Origin of the sequence: Pantoea sp. WEP, from assembly GCF_041678305.1 — a bacterium.
In the GTDB taxonomy this organism is placed as follows: Bacteria; Pseudomonadota; Gammaproteobacteria; order Enterobacterales; family Enterobacteriaceae; genus Pantoea; species Pantoea dispersa.
Genome location: NZ_JBGNXB010000001.1, coordinates 2,347,238 through 2,371,415, shown reverse-complemented (window position 1 = coordinate 2,371,415; position 24,178 = coordinate 2,347,238). Strand labels below are relative to the sequence as shown.

Here is a 24,178-nt window from a genome sequence, read left to right as displayed (position 1 = left end):
ATTTAATCAGTTTGTTGCCGGGTGACCCGAAATGAAGAAATCGACGTTATTGGATCAAAATGAAGCCACGACGCTGCTCTCACAAATGGTGCAGCGCCTGCCGCTTTCCGATACACATTTTCGTCGTATCAGCCAGCTGATCTATCAGCGTGCGGGCATCGTGCTGGCCGACCACAAACGCGAGATGGTTTACAACCGTCTGGTACGTCGGCTGCGCATGCTGAATATTGATGATTTTGGTCGCTATCTGGCGCTGCTGGAGCAGGACCCGAACAGTGCCGAGTGGCAGGCGTTTATTAACGCACTGACCACCAACCTGACCTCATTTTTCCGTGAGGCGCACCACTTCCCGATTCTGGCAGAGCATGCGCGCAAACGCAGCGGCAACTACAGCGTGTGGAGCACCGCCGCTTCAACCGGTGAAGAGCCGTACTCGATTGCCATGACGCTGGCGGAGACGCTGGGCACCGGACCGGGGAAATTTTCCGTCCACGCCAGTGATATTGATACCCAGGTGCTGGAAAAAGCGGTAGCGGGCGTTTATCGCCAGGAGGAGCTGCGCACCTTATCGCAGTCGCAGCTGCAGCGCTTCTTCCTGCGCGGCACCGGTCCGCACGCCGGCATGGTGCGCGTGCGCAGCGAGCTGGCCAACATGGTGAACTACGCGCAGCTCAATTTACTGGCGCACGACTGGGCATTGCCGGGGCCGTTCGACGCGATTTTCTGTCGTAACGTGATGATCTATTTCGATAAAGAGACGCAGGAACAAATTCTGCGCCGTTTTGTCCCCCTGCTAAAGCCGGGTGGTCTGCTGTTTGCCGGGCATTCGGAAAACTTCAGTCAGATCAGTAAAGAGTTCTGGCTGCGTGGACAGACTGTCTATGGACTGACCAAGGAAAGACGATGAGCAAAATCACCGTGATGTGCGTGGATGATTCCGCGCTGATGCGCCAGTTGATGACGGAGATCATCAACAGCCATCCCGATATGGAGATGGTCGCGACGGCGCCGGACCCGCTGGTAGCGCGGGATTTGATCAAACAGTACAACCCGCAGGTGCTGACGCTGGATGTCGAAATGCCGCGTATGGATGGCCTCGACTTCCTCGAAAAACTGATGCGCCTGCGGCCGATGCCGGTGGTGATGGTTTCGTCGCTGACCGGTAAAGGATCGGAAGTGACGCTGCGTGCGCTGGAGTTAGGCGCGGTGGATTTCGTCACCAAGCCGCAGCTCGGCATCCGTGAAGGCATGCTGGCCTACAGCCAGATGATCGCCGACAAGATTCGCGCCGCCGCGCGCGCCAAACTGCATGCGCGTGCCGCCACGCCGCAGCCGGTGATGCTGAAAGCGGGGCCGCTGCTGAGCAGTGAAAAGCTTATCGCTATCGGCTCCTCAACCGGCGGCACCGAGGCGATTCGCCATGTGCTGCAGCCGCTGCCGGCCACCAGTCCGGCGCTGCTGATTACGCAGCACATGCCGCCCGGTTTTACCCGCTCGTTTGCCGAGCGGCTGAACAAGCTGTGCCAGATCACCGTGAAAGAGGCGGAAGACGGCGAGCGTATTTTGCCCGGTCACGCCTATATCGCGCCGGGCGCGATGCACATGGAGCTGGCGCGCAGCGGTGCCAACTACGTGGTGAAACTGAACGACGGACCGCCGGTGAACCGCCATAAACCGTCGGTGGACGTCCTGTTCCGCTCGGTTGCGGTCAACGCCGGGCGAAATGCAGTGGGGGTCATTCTGACCGGCATGGGCAACGACGGTGCGGCCGGGATGCTGGAAATGCACCGCGCCGGCGCGTGGACCATCGCCCAGGATGAAGCCAGCTGTGTGGTATTTGGTATGCCGCGCGAAGCGATAGCGATGGGCGGCACCAGTGAAGTGGTCGATCTGGGTCACATCAGCCAGCATATGCTGGCCAAAATTAGCGCCGGACAGGCATTGCGAATTTAACGAGCCGGTCCTGCCGGACAAGACAACACAGGAGTAGATATGGCTGATAAAAATATGCGCTTTTTGGTAGTGGACGACTTCAACACGATGCGTCGTATCGTCCGTAACCTGCTGAAAGAGCTGGGATTCAATAACGTGGAAGAGGCCGAGGATGGCGTCGACGCCCTGACCAAACTGCGTGCAGGCGGCTTCGATTTCGTTATCTCTGACTGGAACATGCCGAACATGGACGGTCTGGAACTGCTGCAGACCATTCGTGCCGACGCCACGCTGGGCAAACTGCCGGTGCTGATGGTGACCGCCGAAGCCAAGAAAGAGAACATCATCGCCGCCGCGCAGGCCGGTGCCAGCGGTTACGTGGTGAAGCCTTTCACCGCCGCCACGCTGGAAGAGAAGTTGGGCAAAATCTTCGAAAAACTGGGTATGTAAGGAGATGTGATGAGCGACCTTCCGAAACCAACTGAAGAAGCTTCGGCACACGAGATTATTGCCCGGATTGGCTCTCTGACACGTATGCTGCGTGACAGCCTGCGCGAACTGGGGCTGGATCAGGCCATTGCCGAAGCGGCAGAAGCGATTCCGGACGCGCGTGACCGTCTGGATTATGTGGTGCAGATGACCGCACAGGCAGCGGAACGTGCGCTGAACTGTGTGGAAGCGGCGCAGCCACACCAGGACCAGATGGAAGCCGGCGCCACCCAGCTTAAAGGCCGCTGGGATGCCTGGTTTGAAAACCCGATCGAGCTGGCGGATGCACGCGAGTTGGTTTCGGATACGCGCCAGTTCCTTGACGACGTTCCGTCTCACACGGCGTACACCAACAAGCAGCTGCTGGAAATCATGATGGCGCAGGATTTCCAGGACCTGACCGGTCAGGTAATCAAGCGCATGATGGATGTGATCCAGGAGATTGAACGTCAGCTGCTGATGGTACTGCTGGAGAACATGCCGGAAGCCAATGCGGCGGCACGTAAAGAGGGCAACAGCCTGCTGAACGGTCCGCAAATCCATGCTAACGCGCCAGGTGTGGTTTCCAGCCAGGACCAGGTTGACGACCTGCTGGACAGTTTAGGTTTTTAATGCTGATCGGGTGTTCAACCCGCATCCGAACCCTCTCCCGCCCGGGAGAGGGGAACGCACGACGTGTTTTCCCGTCTGATCGCCCTGCATGCCCGCGGGTGGCGTAAATTCTGAAACATAGCAAGACAAGTCCTACGTTGGCGCGAGGATATGTTAAGGTAACCTCGTACAGTTTTGTGAGCTACTTCAAATTCTAAACTGAAACGACTACTCTTTTGCTATGCTGCCATTGGTTCTGACCCGCAAAATTTTCGCTGCTGTAACCTTAGGGGCCCCTGTACTGGCGGCCGTTGCGCCTGCGCAGGCCTTCACCGACAACAGCGACGTCTCCGCAACACCGTTTGCCGATCCGGCACGTTTCCAGAAAATTGCTGATGAATTACCGGCGCTGGGCTATCAGGACGATACGTCGGCGTTCAGTAAAAAGCTGGCGGGTATTGCCAAAAGCATCGGTGAGGCCAGCCAGAACAGCGACAGCGATACCACGCTGGGTCAGCAGGCCGGAATCTGGGCGTTTAACCATTTTCGTGATGAGGTTGCTACCCGGGTTGCGGATGAAGGGCAGTCGCTGCTGTCGCCTTATGGCCAGGCACAGATCGATCTCAACGTCGATATGGAGGGCAACTTCAGCGGCAGCGGGGCTTCGCTGCTGACGCCATGGGCCGATCGCTACAATTACCTCACGTTCAGCCAGCTGGGCGTGCACCAGACCGATGATGGGCTGGTGGGCAATGCCGGGCTGGGACAGCGCTGGGTGGCCGGCAACTGGCTGCTGGGCTATAACGGCTTCGTTGATCGGCTGTTTGACAGCGGCTTGCAGCGCGCTTCGCTGGGCACCGAGGCCTGGAGCGACTACCTGCGCTTATCCGCCAACTACTACACGCCACTGTCCGGCTGGCGCAATCGCAACCCGTTCCAGCAGCAGCGGCTGGCGCGCGGGTATGATGTCACTACCCAGGGCTATCTGCCGTTTTACCGCCAGCTGGGCGTGTCGGTCAGCTGGCAGCAGTATCTCGGCAACAATGTCGATCTGTTTAATTCCGGCAACAGCTACCACAATCCTTCAGCGCTGACGCTGGGCGTCTCCTATACGCCGGTGCCGCTGGTTACCGTATCGGCCAGCCACAAAACCAGTAATGAAGGCGAGAGCCAGGATCAGCTCGGCTTACGTCTTAATTACCGCTTTGGCGTGGCGCTCAGTCAGCAGCTCAATCCGGATAACGTCGCCGCCGCGCGTTCGCTGCGCGGTAGTCGCTATGATTTGGTCACGCGCAGCAATACGCCGGTGCTGGAGTTCCGCCAGCGTAAAACCCTGTCGGTATTCCTCGCCACGCCGCCGTGGCAGCTCAATGCGGGCGAGAGTTTGCCGCTGAAACTGCAGATCCGCAGTGCTCATCCAATCAGTAAAGTCAGCTGGCAGGGCGATACGCAGGCGCTGAGCCTGACGCCGGGAGCCGATCCCAACGATCCACAGGGCTGGAGTATTATTATGCCCGCGTGGGATGCGTCGCCTGAGGCGAACAACAGTTATCGCCTGTCGGTGACGCTGGAGGACAGCAAGCAAAATCGCGTGACTTCCAACTGGATTACGCTGCAGGTGCAGCCGCCGGTGATGCTGGATCAGGGGGGCGAAAACCGCTTCGACCTGCTGGCACCATAATCAGCGCGGCACCAGAGAAAAAGGGCAGCCGGAGCTGCCCTTTGCTGCATCCTCAGCCGACACTTGCCGGGATGCCATGAGGGTAAATCATCATCAGAACTGGTACACCAGACCTACCGCGGTAATATCGTCGGTTTTCAGGCGCAGCGCGTTGTCATCTTTCAGCAGGTTGATGCGGTATTCGCTGTAGACCGACATGTTCTTGTTGAAGTAGTAGGTGGCACCCACGGACGCGTATTTGAACAACCAGGCGTCGCCGACGTTTTCAATATTTTTGCCCTTTGAGCTCACGTAGCCCAGCGACGGACGGAAACCGTTCAGGAACTGATACTGCGCCACGGCTTCAAAGTTCACCGCTTTGTTGGCGAACCCGCTGTTACCGATTGGCGTGGCGTTGTGGGATTCGCCGTAGATGGTCGCCAGATAGAGCTGGTTAGCATCATATTTCACCCCGGTTTCCCAGTGTTCGGCTTTCTCACCTCTGCCGTAGGTGGCAAGGTTTTGCGCGCTGACGCGATTGAGGCTGGCATAGGCGGCAACCGCGCTCAGGCCAAAGTCGGTGTCATACGAGGTGGAAAGCGCGAAACCATCACCGTTGGAGCGGCGTACCGCCAGGTTTGGCGTTGCCGCGCTGTCGCTGCGCTCGTTTTTCCCTTCGTACTGCGCTGCGACGTTCCAGCCTTTAACCAGACCGAAGAAATCTTTGTTACGCCAGGTCAGCACGCCGGTGGAGCGACCGGACAGGAAAGCATCGACATAACCGGAATCACCGCCGAAGAAAGGCAGCATATCGGTATAGCCCAGCACGTCATAAATCAGACCATAGTTACGGCCATAGTCGATCGAACCAAACTGCGCAAACTTCAGACCCGCATAGCCGAGGCGGGTTTTGTTACCGGCCTGCGCATCGGCACCTTCCGTGTTACGCAGGCTGAACTGCGATTGCCAGAAACCGTAGCCGGTCAGCTGATCGGTAATTTTGGTTTCGCCCTTAAAACCGATACGGACATACGATGAGGTATCACCATCATTGGTGGTGTCATCGGAGAACAGGTGCGACACGTTGATTTTGCCGACCAGATCCAGCTTGTTACCATCCTTATTATAGATTTCAGCGGCCTGAGCCACAGAAAATCCCAGCAGCAATGGCATGACCGCTGCCAGTAAAGTACGCTTCATCATTTATATTTTTACCCTGTGTTATTTTTTAATTTTTTAAGCCCCTGGTGGGGTGACAAGAAAATGACACAAAAGGATAAAGATCAGTAGTGCAATATTTGTAACAAATAATTTCTTATTGGCTATTTGTGCGATTTTCATACGGCAATTCCATTATTCGGAAATGGAAATCGCTTTTACTTATCATGATTAAGTGAGCATTTAATCGACGATTAATATTTATATTATTGATAAATAATGATTAAACTAAGAAGGGTATGACTTAATAAAAATAGCGTTTTATTGCCTTAAATAGCACAAGCCTATGCCTTAAAGTTCAATGCTTATGAATCAAAGCAGGCTGATAGTCACCCCGTAAATTATCCGCATTGACGCGCTGTGTCGGTTTATTTCAGGCTAAATAATATCCCGATCTTTAATACGTTTAATTACCGGCCAGCCTGGCACAGGGTAGCCAAAATAAGTTAATCAGTTGTTACTAATAAGCGGCCGACATGCACCACGCCGATGCCTGAACCGGGCTGTCACTTGCACCCGCTAAGCGCAGTGCGCCCCAAAATGGCGCAACAGACGCCTCATTTTGGCGAAATATCTGCTGTGCGATCACAAAAGCAATATTTCATTTTGCGAATGCATAAATCCGCTAAACAAATTACTACGGTGCCGCTGTCATCGGATGGTTATTCACTTTTTATGCATTAATTGTGCATAGAGAAAGGGTGTAACTTATTGATATTTCGTTGCTGAACCTGATTTATGCATTTTTTCCTCTGGCTGGCACGTTAACTGCACTCTATAGTCGAGCTGCAACTCAGCAAATTTTAACAATTTTAAAACAAAAGCTTCACCCGAAGTGAGGCAGGAGAAATGGCTATGTCACTGCAGGTTTCACGTCACGATTTCGATCAATGGATGATGCCGGTTTATGCCCCTGCGGCTTTTGTGCCGGTGCGTGCCGAAGGTTCTACGCTGTGGGATCAGCAGGGCAAAGAGTACATCGATTTTGCCGGTGGCATCGCGGTGAACGCGCTTGGCCATGCCCATCCCGCGCTGCAGCAGGCACTGACCGAGCAGGCCGGTAAACTGTGGCACACCGGCAACGGCTACACCAACGAACCGATTCTGCGCCTGGCGAAGCAACTGATTGATGCCACCTTTGCCGACCGCGTGTTCTTCTGTAACTCCGGGGCGGAAGCCAATGAGGCCGCGCTGAAGCTGGCGCGTAAAGTGGCACACGACCGTTTCGGTGCCGAAAAAAACGGTATCGTCGCCTTCACCAATGCCTTCCACGGCCGCACCCTGTTCACCGTTTCAGCCGGCGGACAGCCCGCCTATTCGCGCGATTTCGCCCCGTTACCGCCAGCCATTCAGCATGCCACCTTTAACGATCTGGCCTCGGCGGCGGCCTTAATTAATGACCAGACCTGCGCGGTCATCGTCGAGCCGATTCAGGGCGAGGGCGGTGTATTACCGGCCGATCCGGCGTTCCTGCGCGGACTGCGCGAATTGTGCGACCGCCACCAGGCGCTGCTGATTTTTGATGAAGTGCAGAGCGGCGTCGGCCGTACCGGCTCGCTGTATGCCTATATGCATTACGGCGTCACGCCGGATGTGCTGAGCACCGCCAAGGCGCTGGGCGGCGGTTTCCCCATCGGTGCGATGCTGACGCGTGAAGATCTGGCGCAGGTGATGGGCGTCGGCACGCACGGCACCACCTACGGCGGCAACCCGCTGGCCGGTGCGGTGGCCGGTAAAGTGATGGAGCTGATCAATCAGCCTGAGTTTATGGCTGGCGTTGCCGAGCGGCACCAGTGGTTTGTCACGGCGCTGCAGGAGATCAACCAGCGGCTGCCGGTGTTTAAAGAGATTCGTGGCCTGGGCCTGCTGATTGGCGCGGTGCTGAATGACGATTTTGCCGGTAAAGCCAAACAGTTCAACCTGACGGCGGCGGAAGAGGGCGTGATGGTACTGATCGCCGGTGCCAGCGTGGTGCGCTTTGCCCCGGCGCTGAACATCAGCGAGCATGAAGTAAAAGAAGGGCTGGCGCGCTTCGAACGCGCCTGCGCACGCGTGCTCAAAGGAGCCACATCATGATGGTGATTCGCCCCGTCGAACGTGACGATCTGCCGCAGCTGCTGGCGCTGGCGGGGAAAACCGGCGGCGGTCTGACCTCGCTGCCCGCTGACAGCGAGACGCTGAAGGCGCGCATTGAGCGCTCGCTGCAAACCTGGCAGGACGCGCTGCCGCGCGCTGAACAGGGCTACGTGTTTGTGCTGGCGGATAGCAGTGACAATCGCGCCGTCGGCATCTGCGCCATTGAAGTGGCGGTAGGTTTGCAGGATCCCTGGTACAACTTCCGCGTCGGTACCCAGGTGCACGCCTCGAAAGAGCTGAACGTCTACGCCAGTTTGCCGACGCTGTCGCTGAGTAACGATCACACCGGCAGCAGCGAACTGTGCACGCTGTTCCTCGATCCTGACTACCGCGACGGTAAAAACGGCCATCTGCTGTCCAAGTCGCGCTTTCTGTTTATGGCGAATTTCCGCGAGCGCTTCATGAAGCACGTGGTTGCGGAGATGCGCGGCGTCAGCGACGAGCAGGGACATTCGCCGTTCTGGGACAGCGTGGGCAGCCGTTTCTTCTCCATGGAGTTTCGCCAGGCCGATTTTCTCAGCGGCACCGGGCAAAAAGCTTTTATCGCAGAACTGATGCCCAAGCATCCGCTGTATATCCACTATCTGTCGGAAGCGGCACAGCAGGTGATTGGTGAAGTCCACCCGAAAACCGCGCCGGCGCGCGCGGTGCTGGAAGCCGAGGGTTTCCGCTATCTCAACTATATCGACATCTTTGACGGCGGCCCGACGCTGGAGTGTGAGATCGACCGCATCCGCGCCATCCGCAAGAGCAAAGTGCTGACCGCCAGCGAAGGCGAAGCTGAGGCGCACTGGCCGCTGTGTCTGGTGGCGAACTGCGACTATCAGCAGTTCCGCGTGGCGCTGCTGCCGGTCGATGTCGCATCCGGACAGGTTCTGATTAATCAGCAGCAGCGCACCGCGCTGCGCTGCGACTATGGCGATTCGCTGCGGGTGGTTACCCTGGGTCGCGAGGAGAATAACGCATGACGCATTTTATCAACGGTGAATGGCAGCCGGGCAGCGCAGAGACGCTGAGTAAACACAATCCGGTGAGCGGCGAGATCTTATGGCAGGGCAACGCTGCTTCTGCGGCGCAGGTGGCGGCGGCCTGTGAGGCGGCTCGCGCGGCGTTCCCGGCATGGGCACGTCTGCCGTTTGCTGCCCGCCAGGCGCGGGTAGAGGATTTTGCCCGTCTGCTGGAGCGGGATAAAACCGAGCTGGCGGCGATCATCGCACGTGAGACCGGCAAGCCGCGCTGGGAAACGCTGACCGAAGTGCAGGCGATGATCAATAAAGTGGCCATTTCGATTAAGGCTTATCACACCCGCACCGGCGAGCAGGCCGAAGGTGAGAGTTCACTGCGCCACCGGCCGCACGGCGTGCTGGCGGTGTTCGGCCCGTATAACTTTCCCGGCCATCTGCCGAACGGACATATCGTGCCGGCGCTGCTGGCGGGCAACTGCGTGTTGTTTAAACCGAGCGAACTGACCCCCGCCACCGCAGAGAAAACCGTGCAGCTGTGGCAGGAAGCGGGCCTGCCGGCGGGTACGCTGGCGCTGTTACAGGGCGGACGTGATACCGGCCAGGCGCTGGCGCAGGCGGAGCAGATTGACGGCCTGCTGTTTACCGGTAGCGCGGCCACCGGCTATCACCTGCATCGCCAGTTCGCCGGACAGCCAGAGAAAATGCTGGCGCTGGAGATGGGCGGCAACAATGCGCTGATTGTGGAAGATCCGGCCGACATTGATGGCGCGGTGCATATCGCTATTCAGTCGGCGTTCATTACCGCCGGCCAGCGCTGCACCTGCGCGCGTCGTTTGCTGGTGAAACGCGGTGCGGCGGGCGATGCCTTCCTGCAGCGCCTGGTCGAGGTGAGTGCGCGCCTCAAACCGGCAGCGTGGGATGCCGAACCGCAGCCGTTTATGGGCAGCGTGATTTCGCCCGCCGCCGCCGGGCAGATCTTCGCCGCCTGGCAGCAGCGGGTTGCGCTGGGTGGCAAGGTGCTGCTGGCGATGCGCTGGCCGGATCGCGACAGCGCGATTATTACGCCCGGCATCATCGACATGACCGGCGTCGCCGGACTGCCTGACGAAGAGGTGTTCGGACCGCTGCTGCAGGTCATTCGCTACGACCATTACGCGCAGGCGATTGGCCTCGCCAACGACACGCGCTACGGATTGTCGTGCGGGCTGGTGTCACCGCAGCGTGACCAGTTTGATCAGCTGCTGCTGGAAGCGCGCGCCGGCATCGTGAACTGGAATAAACCGCTGACCGGCGCCGCCAGTTCGGCACCGTTTGGCGGCGTGGGCGCCTCCGGTAATCACCGTGCCAGCGCCTGGTACGCGGCGGATTACTGCGCCTGGCCGATGGCCTCGCTGGAGAGCAGCAGCCTGGCGCTGCCAGGCAGCCTGTCGCCAGGGCTCGATTTTGCTGCTTCAGGAGCGACATCATGAAGGCGTTTGAAGCAAACTTTGATGGTCTGGTCGGCCTGACGCACCACTACGCTGGCCTGTCGTTTGGCAACGAAGCCTCCACGCGCAATCAGCTGCAGCCTTCCAATCCGCGGCTGGCGGCCAAACAGGGGCTGCTGAAAATGAAGGCGCTGGCCGACATGGGCTATGTGCAGGGCGTTATCCCTCCGCACGAGCGGCCCAACCTGCCGCTGCTGCGCCAGCTGGGATTCAGCGGCAGCGATGCGCAGGTGCTGGCCAAAGCGGCGCAGCAGGCACCGCAGCTGCTGTCAGCGGCCAGTTCGGCGTCGGCGATGTGGGTGGCCAATGCGGCCACGGTTTCGCCATCGGCCGACAGCGCCGACGGCAAAGTGCATTTTACCGTTGCCAACCTCAACAATAAGTTCCACCGGGCGATTGAAGCGCCGGAAACCGCCGACCTGCTGCGCGCCATCTTCCGCGATGGCCGCCACTTCAGCGTACACGACGCGCTGCCGCAGGTGGCGCTGTTTGGTGACGAAGGCGCAGCCAACCATAACCGCTTCGGCGCTGACTATGGCGCGCCCGGCGTTCAGCTGTTTGTCTACGGCCGCGACGGCCAGCAGCAGGGCAGCGCACCGGCGCGCTATCCGGCGCGCCAGACGCGTGAAGCCAGCGCGGCGGTGGCGAGACTGCATCAGCTGGATGACGCGCGCACGCTGTTTGCTCAGCAAAATCCGGCGGTGATCGATCAGGGGGTGTTCCACAATGATGTAATCGCCGTCAGCAATCAGCAGGTGTTTTTCTGCCACGAAGAGGCGTTTGTCGACCAGCCCCAGCTGCTGCAACAGCTGGCGGATCAGGTGCCGGGCTTCCAGCCGGTTGTGGTGCCGCGCGATCGCGTGTCAGTGGCCGATGCGGTGAACACCTATCTGTTTAACAGCCAGCTGCTACAGCATCCGGACGGCGGCATGCGGCTGGTGCTGCCGGAAGAGTCGCGCCAGCATCCCGGCGTGTGGCGCTACCTGAGCGAGCTGGTGGAGAGCGGCGGCCCGATTCGCGCGCTGCAGGTGTTTGATCTGCGTGAAAGCATGTGCAACGGCGGCGGACCGGCCTGCCTGCGTCTGCGCGTGGTGTTAACCGAGGCGGAGCGTCAGGCCGTCAATCCGGCCGTGCTGATGAACGATCGCCTGTTTACGCGTCTGAATGACTGGGTGGATCGTCACTATCGCGACCGCCTGACGCAGGCCGATCTGGCCGATCCGCAGCTGCTGAGCGAAGGGCGAAGCGCGCTGGACGAGCTGACACAGCTGCTAGACTTAGGCAGTGTCTACGCGTTTCAGCGTTAACGCCGGGGGCAAATATGTTGCCCCCTGTGTCAGAAAGGAGTGAACATGCAGGACTTTTTACAGCAAACCTTGTCAGGCAGGCCGCCCGCACAGCGGCAGGGCAGTAACGCCCACCTGCACTGGCAGTGGCATGATGAGGGCATACTATCCCTGACACCGCATACGCCTACGCAGCAGGCGCTGGTTCTCTCCGCCGGGATTCACGGCAACGAGACCGCCCCGGTGGAGATCCTCAATCTGTTGCTGACGCCGCTGCTGCAGGGGGAAAAACCGCTGGCCGTGCGCCTGCTGGTGATCCTCGGCAACCCGGCGGCGCTGCGCAGCGGCAAACGCTACCAGCATTATGATATCAACCGGCTGTTCGGTGGCCGCTGGCAACAGGTGGCCGACGTGCCGGAGGCGCAGCGCGCGCTCCAGCTGGAGCAGGCGCTGGAGAACTTCTGGTGCGAGTGCCTCGATCACGAAATTCGCTGGCATCTCGATTTGCACACCGCGATTCGCGGTTCGTGGCATACGCGCTTTGGCGTGATGCCGCTCAACAGCCAGCCGTGGCCAGCAGATTTTTTACACTGGCTGGCAGCGGCCGAACTGGAAGCGCTGGTGTTTCACCGTGCGCCGGGCGGCACCTTCACCCACTTCAGCTGTGAACACTACGCGGCAGCCAGTTGTACGCTGGAGCTGGGAAAGGCGCTGCCGTTTGGCGAGAACGATCTCACGCAGTTCAGCGGTGTGCAGCGTGCGCTGGCGGCGCTGCTGTACGGTGAGGCGCTGCCGCCGGTGCGCGAGACGCCGCGCCATTATCGCGTGGCACAGCAAATCACCCGGCACGGCGAGCAGTTTGTTCTGCACATGGGCCCGGAAACTCTCAACTTCACGGCTTTCCCGCAGGGCACGCTGCTGGCGGAAGAGGGTGAGCGGCGCTATTACGTGCAGCAGGCGCGTGAATATGTGCTGTTCCCCAATCCCAACGTGGCACCGGGCCTGCGCGCCGGGCTGATGCTGGTGGAGGAGAGTGAGCAGACCCAGGCGCTGGAGTTGTAATCCGAAAGCTTTACCCGGCAATCCCTCCTCTCCCTGTAACGGGAGAGGTCACGGATGAGCAGAGAACGTGCGCAAATTAACGACATTTTCCCTTCCGCAAAACCGACAAAGCCATTACACTCCTCCTTAATTCCTGCGCTTTCCCCTTGATCGTCATACTCTTTTGCAATTCCTCACGCATTTCTTCGCAATCTCTCCATGATTGCCCGATAACTGTCTTTTATGCTTGCAGGGCTTTACTCAGCCTCTGAGTAGTTGACGTTCAGCGTCGTATGCTTGTTTCCGAAGACGCGACACAGGCTGTCGTCATTAAACTGAAAAGTAAGGACAATATTATGCGTAAACTGACCTCCCTGTTTCTGGCTACCGCAATGGCTTTCGGCGCCGCCAATATCGTCCATGCTGCGGCTGACAACCTGACGCCGCCGCCAGCGGGCAGTGAAAAACCGATGCACAAGCCGATGCGCCACCACGGCATGGACATGATGTTCAAAGACCTCAACCTGACCGACGCGCAGAAAACCCAGATTCGCGACATCCTGCGTGACAGCCACAAAGACATGAAGCGTCCATCGCTGGAAGAGCGTCGTGCTAACCACAGCATCATCGCATCCGATACCTTTGACCGTGCCAAAGCAGAAGCGCAGGCAAACAAAATGAGCGCCAATGCGAAAGAGCATGCGCTGAAGATGCTGGAAACCCAGAACAAGATCTATAACGTGCTGACGCCAGACCAGAAGAAGCAGTACAACGCCAACTTTGAGGAACGTCTGACAGAAAAAGGCCCGCATGACGGTAAAATGCCGCCACCGCCGGCTGATGGCGAATAAGCCGTTTAGCTCACCGGTTTGAGACCGCCGACGTTGTCCATTGCACACGCTGCTTTGGGCAGCGTCGGCGGTTTTGCGTTACAGCTCAATCAGCGGATAAACGCCGGACAGCAGCGGTCGGCAGAGAATTTTGTAGCCGTCATGGTCGAAGCCGTGACGCGCACGCTGCAGCTGACGCGCTTCCTGCTCACTGCTGACCGATCCCAGCCAGAACCAGTGATCGATGACGTGAATCTGCGTCATCTCCGTCCCGCGCTCCACCATACCCACCGGGCCCTGCCACGGCCAGCATACCACGCGCAGCTGCTCCAGCCCTGCCAGCAGGCGCTGCTGATGCGCCGCCAGCGGTTCCGCCCCGCAGCAGGCACCGGCACAGCGTTTAAGCGCCGCGCGGAAACAGCCGCGCCCCGGCTGCAGGCGCTCTAATCCCAGCAGGCCGTGACACAGGCGCAGCTCATCGGCGAGGCTTTTCAGCTTCTCTAACGCGGCAAAGCGGCTGCGGAATAACCCGTACAGGTCAGGCGAGGAGGAGAAATCGAGATCGCGTGCGTACACCACCTGCGGTGCGCCATCGCCCAGCTGCAGCGAGCACAGCTGGCGGTTTTTGCGCAGGCGCTTATTGAACAGCGGCTGCTGTGTTTTGATCATCTGCGCTTCGAGCAGCTGTGCGCCCACGTCCCCGGCGGTGGGGATCCAGCTGACGCGGCGCGCCTGGCGCAGCATGCTGGCTTCATCCGCCGTGCGAAAATGGGCCATCACCCGGCTGCGCAGGTTGATACTCTTGCCGATGTACAGCGGCAGGTTGTCGTTATCACCGTGGAAAGTGTAAACGCCTGGCTGATTAGGCAAGCCTTCCAGCCACTGACGCAGATGTTCGGGATATTGATAGATAGCCGCCGCATCAAATTCGAGGCGATGGCGGTTTGCTCGTCTGACCAAAGAACGCTCCGCTTACTGGTTGTGCATACAGTATATCAGCGTGCGCGTTTTCTCGCCAGCGGGGACGTGAAGAGGCTGGCTTCCCGCCGGGGGAGCGGGAAGCCGCAGGGATTACTTCTTCCAGAAGTCGTCGAACACGGTGATCGGCGGACGACGTTTATGCTCGGTTTTGGTGTACCAGCCTTCAATGATTTTCGCCGCGTCGGCGTCGATGGTTTTGCCTTCAAGGAAATCATCAATCTGCTGATAGGTTACGCCCAGCGCCACTTCATCCTGCAGACCGGGACGATCGTCCTCCAGATCGGCGGTGGGGTGTTTGAGATAGAGGTGTTCCGGGCAGCCGAGCGCTTTCAGCAGCTGTTTGCCCTGGCCTTTGTTGAGGCGGAAAATCGGGTTGATGTCGCTGCCGCCGTCGCCGTACTTGGTAAAGAAGCCGGTCACTGCTTCTGCGGCGTGATCGGTGCCGACCACGACGCCTTTGGTCATGCCGGCAATGCTGTACTGGGCTTTCATGCGTTCGCGCGCTTTCTCGTTGCCGCGCACAAAATCCGACAGGGCAATGCCCGCCTCCTGCAGCGCGCGCTCGCTGGCCAGTACCGCTTCTTTGATGTTGACCACCAGCGTGCGATCCGGCTGGATAAATGCCAGCGCATCCTGACAATCCTGCTCGTCAGCCTGCACGCCATACGGCAGGCGCACGGCGATAAAGCTGTAGTCGTGATCGCCGGTCTCTTCACGCAGTTCAGTGATAGCAGTCTGCGCCAGCTTGCCGGTCAGCGTTGAGTCCTGACCGCCGCTGATGCCGAGCACAAGGGTTTTGATAAACGGATGGGCTTTCAGATAGGACTTCAGAAAATCGACGCTGACGCGGATCTCCTGCTGCGGGTCGATAACCGGTTTAACACCCAGGGCCTGAATGATTTCCTGCTGCAGTGACATGAACCTCTCCTCAAGTCGGTAGCCTGACGGCACAATGCGAATCATGTGCTAAAGCTAACGCCTCCGCAGAAAAACAACAAGCCGAACGGCTTGTTGTCCGGTGTTTCTGTTGGCAATTCAGGCGCTTTTTGGTTTCTGCGCCAGCAGCATGAACATCACGATGGCCAGCATAAAGCAGCCAAAGATGGTGGCCGTCATGCTGATGACCGAGGTGCCGCCAAGGCCGGTGATCGGTACGCTGAGCGCGCCGAGCGAGAACATCGCAACGCCGATCACCGCCGAGGCGCTGCCGGCGCGGTGGCCCTGGCTCTGCATCGCCAGCGATGACGCGGTGGTGGCGATCACGCCGTTACTGGCGATGGTGAAGAACAGCGCCACCAGCACCAGCGGCAGCGGCGCGCCGCTCACGCCGGCCAGTAGCAGGCAGCTGGAGGCGACAAACGCCAGCGTCAGGCCGCCCTTCAGCACGCGATATTCGCCCCACAGCGGACAGAGCCGGGCGCTGGTCTGGGAAGCAATCACCAGGCCAATACCGTTCGCCGCAAAGCACAAGCTGAACGCCTGCGGTGACAGGCCGTAAATCTGCTGCAGCACAAACGGCGAGGCGCCGATATAAGCAAACATGCCGGACATCATGAAGCCCTGCGTCAGGCAGAAGCCCATAAACGGCCGGTGGGTGATGACCTGGCCGAGCGCCGCCCAGGCGGAGAAGATCGATCCCTGGCTACGGCGTTCGGCCGGCAGGGTTTCGCGCAGCTTCCAGCGCGCCAGCAGAATCAGCAGCACGGCAATCGCGCCCAGCACTACAAAGATGCCGCGCCAGTTCAGCACCGTCATCAGCGCACCGCCCAGCACCGGCGCACCAATCGGCGCCAGGCCATTCACCAGCATCAGCAGGGCAAAAAAGCGCGTCAGCTCATGGCCGCTATACATATCGCGGGCAATGGCACGCGACAGCACCGCGCCGCCGGCACCGGCCAGCCCTTCAAACAGGCGCGCCACCAGCAGAGCGTGAATATCCTTCGCCAGCGCACAGCCAATCGAGGCGATGAACAGCAGCGCCAGCGACAGCAGCAGCGGACGAATACGACCAAACTTATCGCTCATCGGTCCAAACAGCAGCTGACCGGCGCCCAGCCCCAGCAGACCGGCGGTCAGACTTAGCTGGGCAGTAGCGGTTTCGCTACCGAGGTCGCGCGCCAGTTCAGGCAGGGCAGGCAGATAGAGATCGATACAAAGCGGCCCGAGCGCGGCGAGCAGGCCGAGCGTGATGGCATAAACCAGCCGGTTAGGGGGTGCAGGTGTCATTGATCCTCTGTGTTATTTTTGGCTTTAAGATGTATCTTGCGCCGCGATTATACGGAGCCGGTGACGGCAACACAGCATCTTTACGTAATCCTGACGCTTCAGAACTGACCGAAAGCACCGCCATTGAGTTGATAAATCTGGAATTATGTTCCAGGCTTAGTGGGACATGGACAAAGTATGAGGAACAACAAGATGAATAAAGTGCTGGGATGTATCGCTGCCGCTATGACGCTGGCAGCCCTGTCTGGTTGTACAACTTACGATCGTGCGGAAAGCTACGTGACTAAGCCTGTGGTGAAGGATGTGAAAAAAGGCATGACGCGTGAACAGGTGCGCCAGATTGCCGGACCGGCGTCAACCGAGATTACCATGGTTCACGCACGGGGTACCTGCCAGACCTACGTGATTGGTGAGCGTGATGGCAAACAGCAGACTTATTTTGTGAGCTATAACGACACCGGTCGCGTCATGAACTACGGCTTCCAGAGCTGTAAGGATTACGATACCGATCCGCAAGCCGCGCAGTAACGGTAGCAGAATAACAAACGGCCCGTCTCAGACGGGCCGTTTTTCTTTGTGCGCTTACAGCCCATACGGCCGCGGCACCTCAATGTAGCTGCCGCTGATCTCGCGCTGATAGTAGTGACCATCCTGCACGTAATAGCGTTTGCCGTTGTAATCCAGAACGCGCATGGCGCTGGTCGGTGGGCCATCCGGTGGCTGGACCACCACGTAGGTGTCGCCCTGCCGCTGGTAGTAGCTACCGTTCAGCAGGTAGTAGGTCAGTCCGCCAATCAGCACGGCGGTCGCGGCCTCCGGCAGAAAACGCAGCGGTCCGGGATGTCCCCAGCGGGGTCCCGGACCACCCCAGTGCGGGCCGGGTCCCGGACCCCAGCCATACGGATGAGCAAAACTTACAGTTGGCGCTATCAGGGTTAACGCCAGCATTGAGGCGATAACGTTTCTCATGGGGGTTCTCCTGCGGTAACTCCCCGCAGCATTCGCCTTTCAGCGCGCAAACTCAAGCAAAAAACCGTCGATTTTGCCTCCGTTTACCATGCTTAACGTTTTCCTGACGTTAGCGCCATGATTGCGGAAAAAAGTGCAGAAAACGGCAAAAAAAACGGCAGGCTTTGCGGCCTGCCGTTACGGGAAAACGGGTTACTTAGCGGTGCGCCAGTTCCGCGTGTTCGTCGCTCTCCAGCACTTTTTTGTCGGTCATACCCAGCCAGCGGCTGGTCAGTGAACCGGCGGTCATCGAGCCGTTAACGTTGAGCGCAGTACGGCCCATATCAATCAGCGGCTCGATGGAGATCAGCAATGCCACCAGCGTGACCGGCAGTCCCATCGCCGGCAGGACGATCAGCGCGGCAAAGGTCGCGCCGCCACCGACGCCCGCCACACCGGCTGAGCTCAGCGTGACAATACCGACCAGCGTGGCGATCCATACCGGGTCAAACGGGTTGATACCCACGGTCGGCGCTACCATCACCGCCAGCATGGTGGGATAGAGGCCGGCACAGCCGTTCTGGCCGATGGTCGCGCCAAACGAGGCTGAGAAGCTGGCAATGGATTCCGGAACGCCCAAACGACGCGTCTGTGTCTCCACGTTCAGCGGAATACTGGCGGCGCTGGAACGGCTGGTGAAGGCAAAAGTAATCACCGGCCAGACTTTACGGAAGAAGCGCAGCGGGTTGATACCGTTGATTGACAGCAGCAGCGCGTGAACGCCAAACATGATTGCAAGGCCGAGATACGAGGCCACCACAAAGCCGCCCAGCTTGATGATGTCCTGCAGGTTGGAACCGGCAACCACTTTGGTCATCAGCGCCAGCACGCCGTACGGCGTCAGCTTCATGATCAGACGGACCAGCTTCATCACCCAGGATTGCAGGGTGTCAATCGCTACCAGCACGCGCTCGCCTTTGGCTTTGTCATCTTTCAGCAGCTGCAGCGCCGCCACGCCGAGGAACGCAGCGAAAATCACTACGCTGATGATCGACGTAGGATTGGCACCGGCCAGATCGGCAAACGGGTTTTTCGGGATAAAGGAGAGCAGCAGCTGCGGCGTACTGAGATCCGCGACTTTACCAACGTAGTTGCTCTGGATGGCGCTCAGACGCGCGGTTTCCTGCGCGCCCTGTACCAGTCCCTCGGCGCTGAGGTGGAACAGGCCGGTCACCAGCACGCCCACCAGTGCGGAAATGGCGGTGGTAAACAGCAGCACGCCGATGGTCAGCACGCTGATTTTGCCCAGCGACGAGGCGTTATGCAGCCGCGCCACCGCACTGAGGATCGAGGCAAACACCAGTGGCATGACAATCATCTGCAGCAGCTGAACATAGCCGTTGCCGACGATGTTGAACCAGCCAATCGACTCTTTCACCACCGGGCTGTTTTCGCCATAAATGGCCTGCAGTGCCAGGCCAAAGATCACCCCCAGCACCAGGCCGGTCAGCACACGCTTCGACAGGCTCCAGCTCTGGTTGCCGACGCGGTTTAACGCAATCAGCAGCGCGACAAATGCCACGATATTGATGATCAGAGGAATATTCATTGTTGACTCCTGAAGGTCGCCACGCGATCGCGCCGCGTAACCGAAAATAGCAGAGGGATCCTCTGTAACTGTCGCGGCATGGTACCAGTTGGCCCTGCGGGAACAATATATCTAAATAGTCTGGGTTATAACTAAATGGAATTTAAGGCGATTATTTCAGCAATTGCTGGCAGAAGGATAAATACATCAGCGCGTACTGCCGTTCACCAGCCGGCCAATGCCGTTCTGCAGATTGTTGAACAGCTGCTCCGGCCAGCCGTTGGCGCCAAACGACGGCATGCCGGGCGGAAACCACAGCGCATAGCCCACCAGAGCGAGGCACAGCGCGCGCTCCAGTTGATTACCTTGCTGGCTGTTGAGGATAGGCAGGCGAAAGCGCCAGCGGCACGGCCACAGCAGCGGCACGCCGGCGGGCGTCAGCATATCGGCGACAATGTGGCTCAGATAGCCGAGCGTCATGCCCTGCAGGACATCCGCTGGCAGGAACCAGTCAGCCGGCACGTTAATCTGAAACAGCCACAGGCTGACCGCCACCGCCAGCAGGCTATGGGTAAAGCCGCGATGGCCAAAAGCGCGGGCTATTGGCTGCGACAGCCACTTTAGCCGCTGGCCCAGCACCGATTTAGGGTGATCGATATCCGGCAGCAGGCAAGTCAGCAGCGCAGCCGGCACCAGATGCCACCAGTCGGCACTGGTCATCACCGGCGTCAGTTCGGCGCGTTTGGCAAATATCGCACTGGCGATGGCAAAAATGATATGGCCTTCGGCCGTCATGATGGAACCTGGCTGCAAAAACTGTCGATGCATCCAGTATAGGGATTTATCCAGTAAATGAGAACGGTGACGCTGTAACGAAGAGTGAATTTTTTGCTGACCCGCGCCTGAAAAAAGCGCGGGAAATTAACGGTCTGGCTTACTTTTGCACCTGGCAACCGGGCGAAACCTCAGCCAGGCGTAACGCGCAATGCACAGCGATCAGTTAAACAGATGTTCCGCCTGCAGCTGCGTCAGGTTTTCCAGTTGCACATTGGCCAGTGCCCAGCGCGCATCGTGGCGATGTTCGGCGGCAGGCACCACGATGGAACGCATGCGCGCGGCTTTACTGGCGATCATGCCGTTGAACGAGTCTTCCAGCGCCACGCAGTTGAGTGGATCAACCCCCAGCTTTGCCGCAGCATCCAGATACACCTGCGGATGCGGTTTGCTGTAAGGCAGCGCTTCAGCCGAGGCGAGGGCGCTAAAGTAGTGACGCAGGTTGAACATCTCCAGCACGCGTTCCAGCATCGCCAGCGGGGACGCCGAGGCCAGCGCAATCCCCAGGCCCTGTTGCTGACACAGCTGCAGCGCCTGCTCTACGCCGGGCAACAGCGGCCGGGTCTCTTCGACCAGCGCCAGCGCACGGGCAATAATACGCTGAGTGACTTCGGCCTGATCCGGTCCGTTCCACGGCAGCGCCTCGTACCACATGCGTACGGTTTGATCGATGCGCAGGCCGAGTGTATCCGGCAGCTCGTGGCGGCGGCTAATATCCACATTCAGGCTGGCAAACACCTCCAGCTCGGCGCGATCCCATAGCGGTTCAGAATCGATCAGTAAGCCATCCATATCAAAAATAGCGGCCAGCACAGGGCGACGATAGGTCATACAACAGCTCCATTGACAGTTTGCCCTACCTTAACATGGGCGGCGGCGAAAACCGACTTACGGCAGGTTACGCATTTTTCAGGAAAATTTGCTGTAGTGCAGGTAGACTTAGGGCAAAACTACTGTTTGTGAAGGGAAGACACCATGACGTATCAACAGGCTGGCCGCATCGCCATCCTCAAGCGAGTGGCTGGCTGGGTGATTTTTATTCCGGCGCTGTTATCCACCCTTATCTCCATCTTAGGCTTCATGTTTAAACACAGCGAAAAGCAGCCCGGCATTGACGCCGTGATGCTTGACTTCGTGCATGTGATGGTGGATATGATTAAGTTCAACACGCCGTTTCTCAATGTGTTCTGGAACAATTCGCCGGTGCCGGAATTCAACGGCGGGGCCAATATTGGCTTCTGGCTGATCTATATCCTGATATTCGTGGGCATCGCTTTGCAGGCCTCGGGCGCACGCATGTGGCGTCAGGCGCGCCATATCAAAGAAGGCATTGAAGACCAGATGATTCTGGAACAGGCGAAGGGCAGCGAAGGGCGCACGCGGGCGCAGCTGGAAGAGAAAATCCATGTGCCGCGCCACACCATTTTGCTGCAGATTTTTCCGCTGTACATTCTGCCGGTGATCATCGCCGTGGCCGGTTACTTCGTGTTGAAACTGCTCGGCATGCTGTAAGGCGTCAGGCCGGTCTGACCTGGCGCTGGCCCAGCGCATCCTCCTCCAGCAACTGGCCGATAGCGAATTGCGCTTCGCCGGCCCAGTTGCCGCCAAAGACGTTGGCGCGGTTGAGCAGATAGTAGAGCTGATACACCGGCTGACGCTGCGAGAAGCCTTCCGGCAGCGGCCACACTGCATGATACCCTTCGTAAATCTGGCGCGGCAGATCGGCGTAGTAACTTAGCATCGCCAGGTCGCATTCGCGATCGCCCCAGTAGCAGGCGGGATCGAACAGCCACGGGCCACTGGCGCTGCCGGCGCAGTTGGCCGGCCACAAATCACCATGCAGTAACGACGGTTGCGGATGGTGATTAGCGAGGCTGCGCTGCACGCAATCCACGATCAACTCCATGTCACCGTAGTGCACGCCTTTCTCCGCCGCCAGCTGCAGCTGCCAGCCGATGCGCTGTTCGGCGAAAAACACCGACCATTTGCGTAACCAGCTGTTGGGTTGCGGCGTGGTGGTAATGTTGTTGTCGAAGTCGAGACCAAACTGCGGTTGCTCGCTCCACTGGTGCAGATGGGCCAGCTGCTGGCCGAGCTGGAATGCGCTTTGGGCGTCGAGTGGCTGCGGGGGAATGTATTCCAGTAGCAGAAAGCTGGTGTCACGATCGTTACCGACGCCGTAGACCTTCGGCACGCGTACCGTGTGGGTGCGCGCCAGCAGATCAAGCTGGTCGGCTTCCCAGCTGAACAGCGTCAGCATGTCGCGCGTGTTGCATTTGACGAACACCTCCAGTTCACCGTAGCGCAGGCGCCACGCCGGATGAATATCGCCACCGGGCAACTCATGACGTTCCGTGATTTCGGCATCGCCGGCGTACTCGCTTAACAGACGACTAATGGCTGACCACATCGGGTAATCCTCTTTATTCGCTGCGTAAGGTCGATTGTAACGCGCAAAACTTGCACAACTCCAGCGGCAATGCGCAATTTGCGTATTGCGTCAGGCTTGCGCTTTGAGAAACGCTTCCAGCGTGGTGACATCAGCGTCCGGCTGCTGATCAAGCGCCACTGCCGCCAGCCCGGCGGCGTGTTCCGCCAGCGCCTGCTCCTCCAGCGCACTGACAATGCCAAAGCTGTTGGTGCCCAGCTCGTGCGGATGGCCGTCCGCATCGTGTAACGTGGTGCTATAACCGCCGTTAACCATCGCGCTATTCAGCGCCTGCAGATCGCCGAGACCCCTTTCCTGATAACGGAAGGTGACAACGTAACGCTTGAGATCATGATCGCTCATCTTTTCACCTCATTGTTATCGAACAGATTTCAGCGTAGACCAGCGCCTGCGATAGAGCGAATTCTGCACAATCGCCCGGCGGCGCACAGCGTAAAGTCCTGTCAGGGTCGGCAGAAAATTCTTGTAGCATTTAAGCTGTTATTTGGTTATTTGCCGCCTATAATGCGCGCCGGAAATGGGAAGATTCCCAATCCACAAGCGGTGCCAGCGCAAAACCTGGCGATTCTGGTGCTTTCATACTTTTTTACAAAACTTACCGTAAATTGCATTGATTGCCCGGGAAAATTCTCCAGACTCATCTCTTTTTCAACTGTCGTACGGGTTACCTTTTAATGAAAGCCTTCAATAAGCTGTCCGCTGTTTTGTTGCTCTCCGCCGGAGCATTTTGTCACCAGGCCTTTGCAGATAACGCTGTCTTCACCTCAATGGATGACCCTTCTACGGCAAAAAAACCGTTTGAAGGCACCGCGTCAGCCGGTTACCTGGCACAGACCGGTAACACCACCAGCTCATCGCTGACCGCGTCAACCAGCATGACCTGGTATCAGACCTCAACGGCGTACAGCCTGTGGGGTAACGCCGCGAATACCTCATCCAACGATGAGCGCTCGTCGGAAACCTATAACATCGGTGGCCGTAGCCGTTACAACCTCAACAGCGCTGACTACCTGTTCGGTCAGGCGAGCTGGCTGAGCGACCGCCTGAACGGTTATGATTCACGCGATGTCCTGACCGCCGGTTACGGTCGTCAGATCCTCAACGGTCCGGTGCACTCGCTGCGTGCTGAATTCGGTCCGGGTGTACGTTACGATGACTTCCACGATGGCGGCCACGAAACCAAAGCACTGGGCTACGGCGCGCTGAGCTACCAGTGGCAGCTGACTGACACCACCAAATTCATCCAGGGTGTGTCGGTGCTGAGCAGCTTTGGTGAAGACACCACGCTGAACTCCGAAACCGCACTGCAGGTGGCGATCAACGACCACTTCGCGCTGAAACTGGGCTACAACGTCACCTGGAATAACAATCCGCCAGAATCTGCGCCAGACCGTACCGACACCAAAACCACGGTCCAGCTCTCTTACGCGATGTAAACCAGAGCGCATTGTTACACCGTCGCCCGGCCTGTGCCGCGCGGCGTTTTTTTTTGATCTCTCTTTGGCTTAGCGCATTTC

General features: G+C 58.6%; 24 protein-coding genes. 14 read left to right on the top strand and 10 right to left on the bottom strand.

The features are described 5' to 3' along the window. Nucleotides 1-31 precede the first annotated feature (31 nt). The 5 genes from cheR (at nt 32) to ABVR31_RS10895 (ending at nt 4,693) form a co-directional block, all read left to right on the top strand. The gene (gene cheR / locus ABVR31_RS10915; RefSeq protein ID WP_031279190.1) at nt 32-907 is read left to right on the top strand and encodes a protein-glutamate O-methyltransferase CheR; all 876 of its coding nucleotides are present in this window, start codon (nt 32-34) and stop codon (nt 905-907) included. Continuing rightward, nucleotides 904-1,953, top strand: a complete 1,050-nt coding sequence (locus ABVR31_RS10910; RefSeq protein ID WP_021506273.1) for a chemotaxis response regulator protein-glutamate methylesterase — start codon at nt 904-906, stop codon at nt 1,951-1,953. The genes cheR and ABVR31_RS10910 overlap by 4 nt, the downstream gene beginning before the upstream one ends. Nucleotides 1,954-1,992: 39 nt before the next feature. After that, complete coding sequence (cheY, locus tag ABVR31_RS10905; RefSeq protein ID WP_021506272.1) at nt 1,993-2,382, top strand: chemotaxis response regulator CheY; 390 nt, start codon at nt 1,993-1,995, stop codon at nt 2,380-2,382. Between the two features lie 9 nt (nt 2,383-2,391). Further along, nucleotides 2,392-3,033, top strand: a complete 642-nt coding sequence (cheZ, locus tag ABVR31_RS10900) for a protein phosphatase CheZ (RefSeq protein ID WP_058757663.1) — start codon at nt 2,392-2,394, stop codon at nt 3,031-3,033. Between the two features lie 220 nt (nt 3,034-3,253). Next, nucleotides 3,254-4,693, top strand: a complete 1,440-nt coding sequence (locus tag ABVR31_RS10895; protein ID WP_372772737.1) for a YchO/YchP family invasin — start codon at nt 3,254-3,256, stop codon at nt 4,691-4,693. A gap of 93 nt (nt 4,694-4,786) precedes the next feature. On the opposite strand, the gene ABVR31_RS10890 is transcribed toward ABVR31_RS10895, so the two are convergent. After that, entirely contained in the window at nt 4,787-5,875 is a 1,089-nt protein-coding gene (locus ABVR31_RS10890; protein WP_031279188.1) for a porin, read from the bottom strand. A gap of 870 nt (nt 5,876-6,745) precedes the next feature. On the opposite strand from ABVR31_RS10890, the gene ABVR31_RS10885 reads away from it, so the two are divergent. The 6 genes from ABVR31_RS10885 (at nt 6,746) to spy (ending at nt 13,656) form a co-directional block, all read left to right on the top strand. Further along, nucleotides 6,746-7,966 (top strand): aspartate aminotransferase family protein, encoded by a 1,221-nt coding sequence (locus ABVR31_RS10885; protein ID WP_215480233.1) that lies wholly within the window; start codon nt 6,746-6,748, stop codon nt 7,964-7,966. Next, nucleotides 7,963-8,994, top strand: a complete 1,032-nt coding sequence (gene astA, locus ABVR31_RS10880) for an arginine N-succinyltransferase (protein ID WP_021506267.1) — start codon at nt 7,963-7,965, stop codon at nt 8,992-8,994. Before ABVR31_RS10885 ends, astA begins: the two co-directional genes overlap by 4 nt. Next, the gene (astD, locus tag ABVR31_RS10875) at nt 8,991-10,460 is read left to right on the top strand and encodes a succinylglutamate-semialdehyde dehydrogenase (protein WP_372772735.1); all 1,470 of its coding nucleotides are present in this window, start codon (nt 8,991-8,993) and stop codon (nt 10,458-10,460) included. Before astA ends, astD begins: the two co-directional genes overlap by 4 nt. Beyond that, the gene (gene astB, locus ABVR31_RS10870) at nt 10,457-11,785 is read left to right on the top strand and encodes an N-succinylarginine dihydrolase (protein WP_288422552.1); all 1,329 of its coding nucleotides are present in this window, start codon (nt 10,457-10,459) and stop codon (nt 11,783-11,785) included. Before astD ends, astB begins: the two co-directional genes overlap by 4 nt. Before the next feature lie 45 nt (nt 11,786-11,830). After that, the gene (gene astE, locus ABVR31_RS10865) at nt 11,831-12,826 is read left to right on the top strand and encodes a succinylglutamate desuccinylase (RefSeq protein ID WP_058757667.1); all 996 of its coding nucleotides are present in this window, start codon (nt 11,831-11,833) and stop codon (nt 12,824-12,826) included. A gap of 335 nt (nt 12,827-13,161) precedes the next feature. Beyond that, the gene (spy, locus tag ABVR31_RS10860) at nt 13,162-13,656 is read left to right on the top strand and encodes an ATP-independent periplasmic protein-refolding chaperone Spy (protein WP_288422553.1); all 495 of its coding nucleotides are present in this window, start codon (nt 13,162-13,164) and stop codon (nt 13,654-13,656) included. A 78-nt stretch (nt 13,657-13,734) separates the two neighbouring features. Here spy and cho read toward each other — a convergent pair whose 3' ends face one another. The 3 genes from cho to ABVR31_RS10845 form a co-directional block, all read right to left on the bottom strand. Beyond that, nucleotides 13,735-14,595 carry an excinuclease Cho gene (cho, locus tag ABVR31_RS10855; protein ID WP_058757668.1) on the bottom strand — a complete coding sequence of 287 codons (861 nt, stop codon included), beginning with the start codon at nt 14,593-14,595 and terminating at the stop codon, nt 13,735-13,737. A gap of 111 nt (nt 14,596-14,706) precedes the next feature. After that, complete coding sequence (gene nadE / locus ABVR31_RS10850) at nt 14,707-15,534, bottom strand: ammonia-dependent NAD(+) synthetase (RefSeq protein ID WP_021506261.1); 828 nt, start codon at nt 15,532-15,534, stop codon at nt 14,707-14,709. Between the two features lie 117 nt (nt 15,535-15,651). Further along, on the bottom strand, nt 15,652-16,842 hold the full coding sequence (locus ABVR31_RS10845; RefSeq protein WP_278426496.1) for a multidrug effflux MFS transporter: 1,191 nt from the start codon (nt 16,840-16,842) through the stop codon (nt 15,652-15,654). Between the two features lie 192 nt (nt 16,843-17,034). On the opposite strand from ABVR31_RS10845, the gene osmE reads away from it, so the two are divergent. Continuing rightward, nucleotides 17,035-17,370 carry an osmotically-inducible lipoprotein OsmE gene (gene osmE / locus ABVR31_RS10840; protein ID WP_021506259.1) on the top strand — a complete coding sequence of 112 codons (336 nt, stop codon included), beginning with the start codon at nt 17,035-17,037 and terminating at the stop codon, nt 17,368-17,370. A gap of 54 nt (nt 17,371-17,424) precedes the next feature. On the opposite strand, the gene ABVR31_RS10835 is transcribed toward osmE, so the two are convergent. The 4 genes from ABVR31_RS10835 to hxpB form a co-directional block, all read right to left on the bottom strand. After that, on the bottom strand, nt 17,425-17,811 hold the full coding sequence (locus tag ABVR31_RS10835; protein WP_372772731.1) for a DUF6515 family protein: 387 nt from the start codon (nt 17,809-17,811) through the stop codon (nt 17,425-17,427). Nucleotides 17,812-18,007: 196 nt separating this feature from the next. Further along, nucleotides 18,008-19,399, bottom strand: a complete 1,392-nt coding sequence (locus ABVR31_RS10830; RefSeq protein ID WP_021506257.1) for an L-cystine transporter — start codon at nt 19,397-19,399, stop codon at nt 18,008-18,010. A 186-nt stretch (nt 19,400-19,585) separates the two neighbouring features. After that, entirely contained in the window at nt 19,586-20,173 is a 588-nt protein-coding gene (locus ABVR31_RS10825; protein ID WP_104186796.1) for a metal-dependent hydrolase, read from the bottom strand. Nucleotides 20,174-20,374: 201 nt separating this feature from the next. Further along, complete coding sequence (gene hxpB / locus ABVR31_RS10820; RefSeq protein ID WP_127833963.1) at nt 20,375-21,043, bottom strand: hexitol phosphatase HxpB; 669 nt, start codon at nt 21,041-21,043, stop codon at nt 20,375-20,377. 144 nt (nt 21,044-21,187) lie between these two features. Here hxpB and ABVR31_RS10815 point away from each other — a divergent pair, with 144 nt between their 5' ends. Continuing rightward, entirely contained in the window at nt 21,188-21,724 is a 537-nt protein-coding gene (locus ABVR31_RS10815; RefSeq protein ID WP_021506254.1) for a YniB family protein, read from the top strand. Nucleotides 21,725-21,728: 4 nt separating this feature from the next. On the opposite strand, the gene ABVR31_RS10810 is transcribed toward ABVR31_RS10815, so the two are convergent. Further along, complete coding sequence (locus ABVR31_RS10810) at nt 21,729-22,622, bottom strand: fructosamine kinase family protein (RefSeq protein ID WP_058757671.1); 894 nt, start codon at nt 22,620-22,622, stop codon at nt 21,729-21,731. A gap of 90 nt (nt 22,623-22,712) precedes the next feature. After that, nucleotides 22,713-23,003: a type V toxin-antitoxin system endoribonuclease antitoxin GhoS gene (gene ghoS / locus ABVR31_RS10805; RefSeq protein WP_058757672.1), complete on the bottom strand. Its 291-nt coding sequence runs from the start codon at nt 23,001-23,003 to the stop codon at nt 22,713-22,715. 332 nt (nt 23,004-23,335) lie between these two features. On the opposite strand from ghoS, the gene ABVR31_RS10800 reads away from it, so the two are divergent. After that, a complete protein-coding gene (locus ABVR31_RS10800) occupies nt 23,336-24,097 on the top strand; it encodes a YdiY family protein (protein WP_031279185.1) in 762 nt (253 codons plus the stop codon). Nucleotides 24,098-24,178 lie beyond the last annotated feature (81 nt).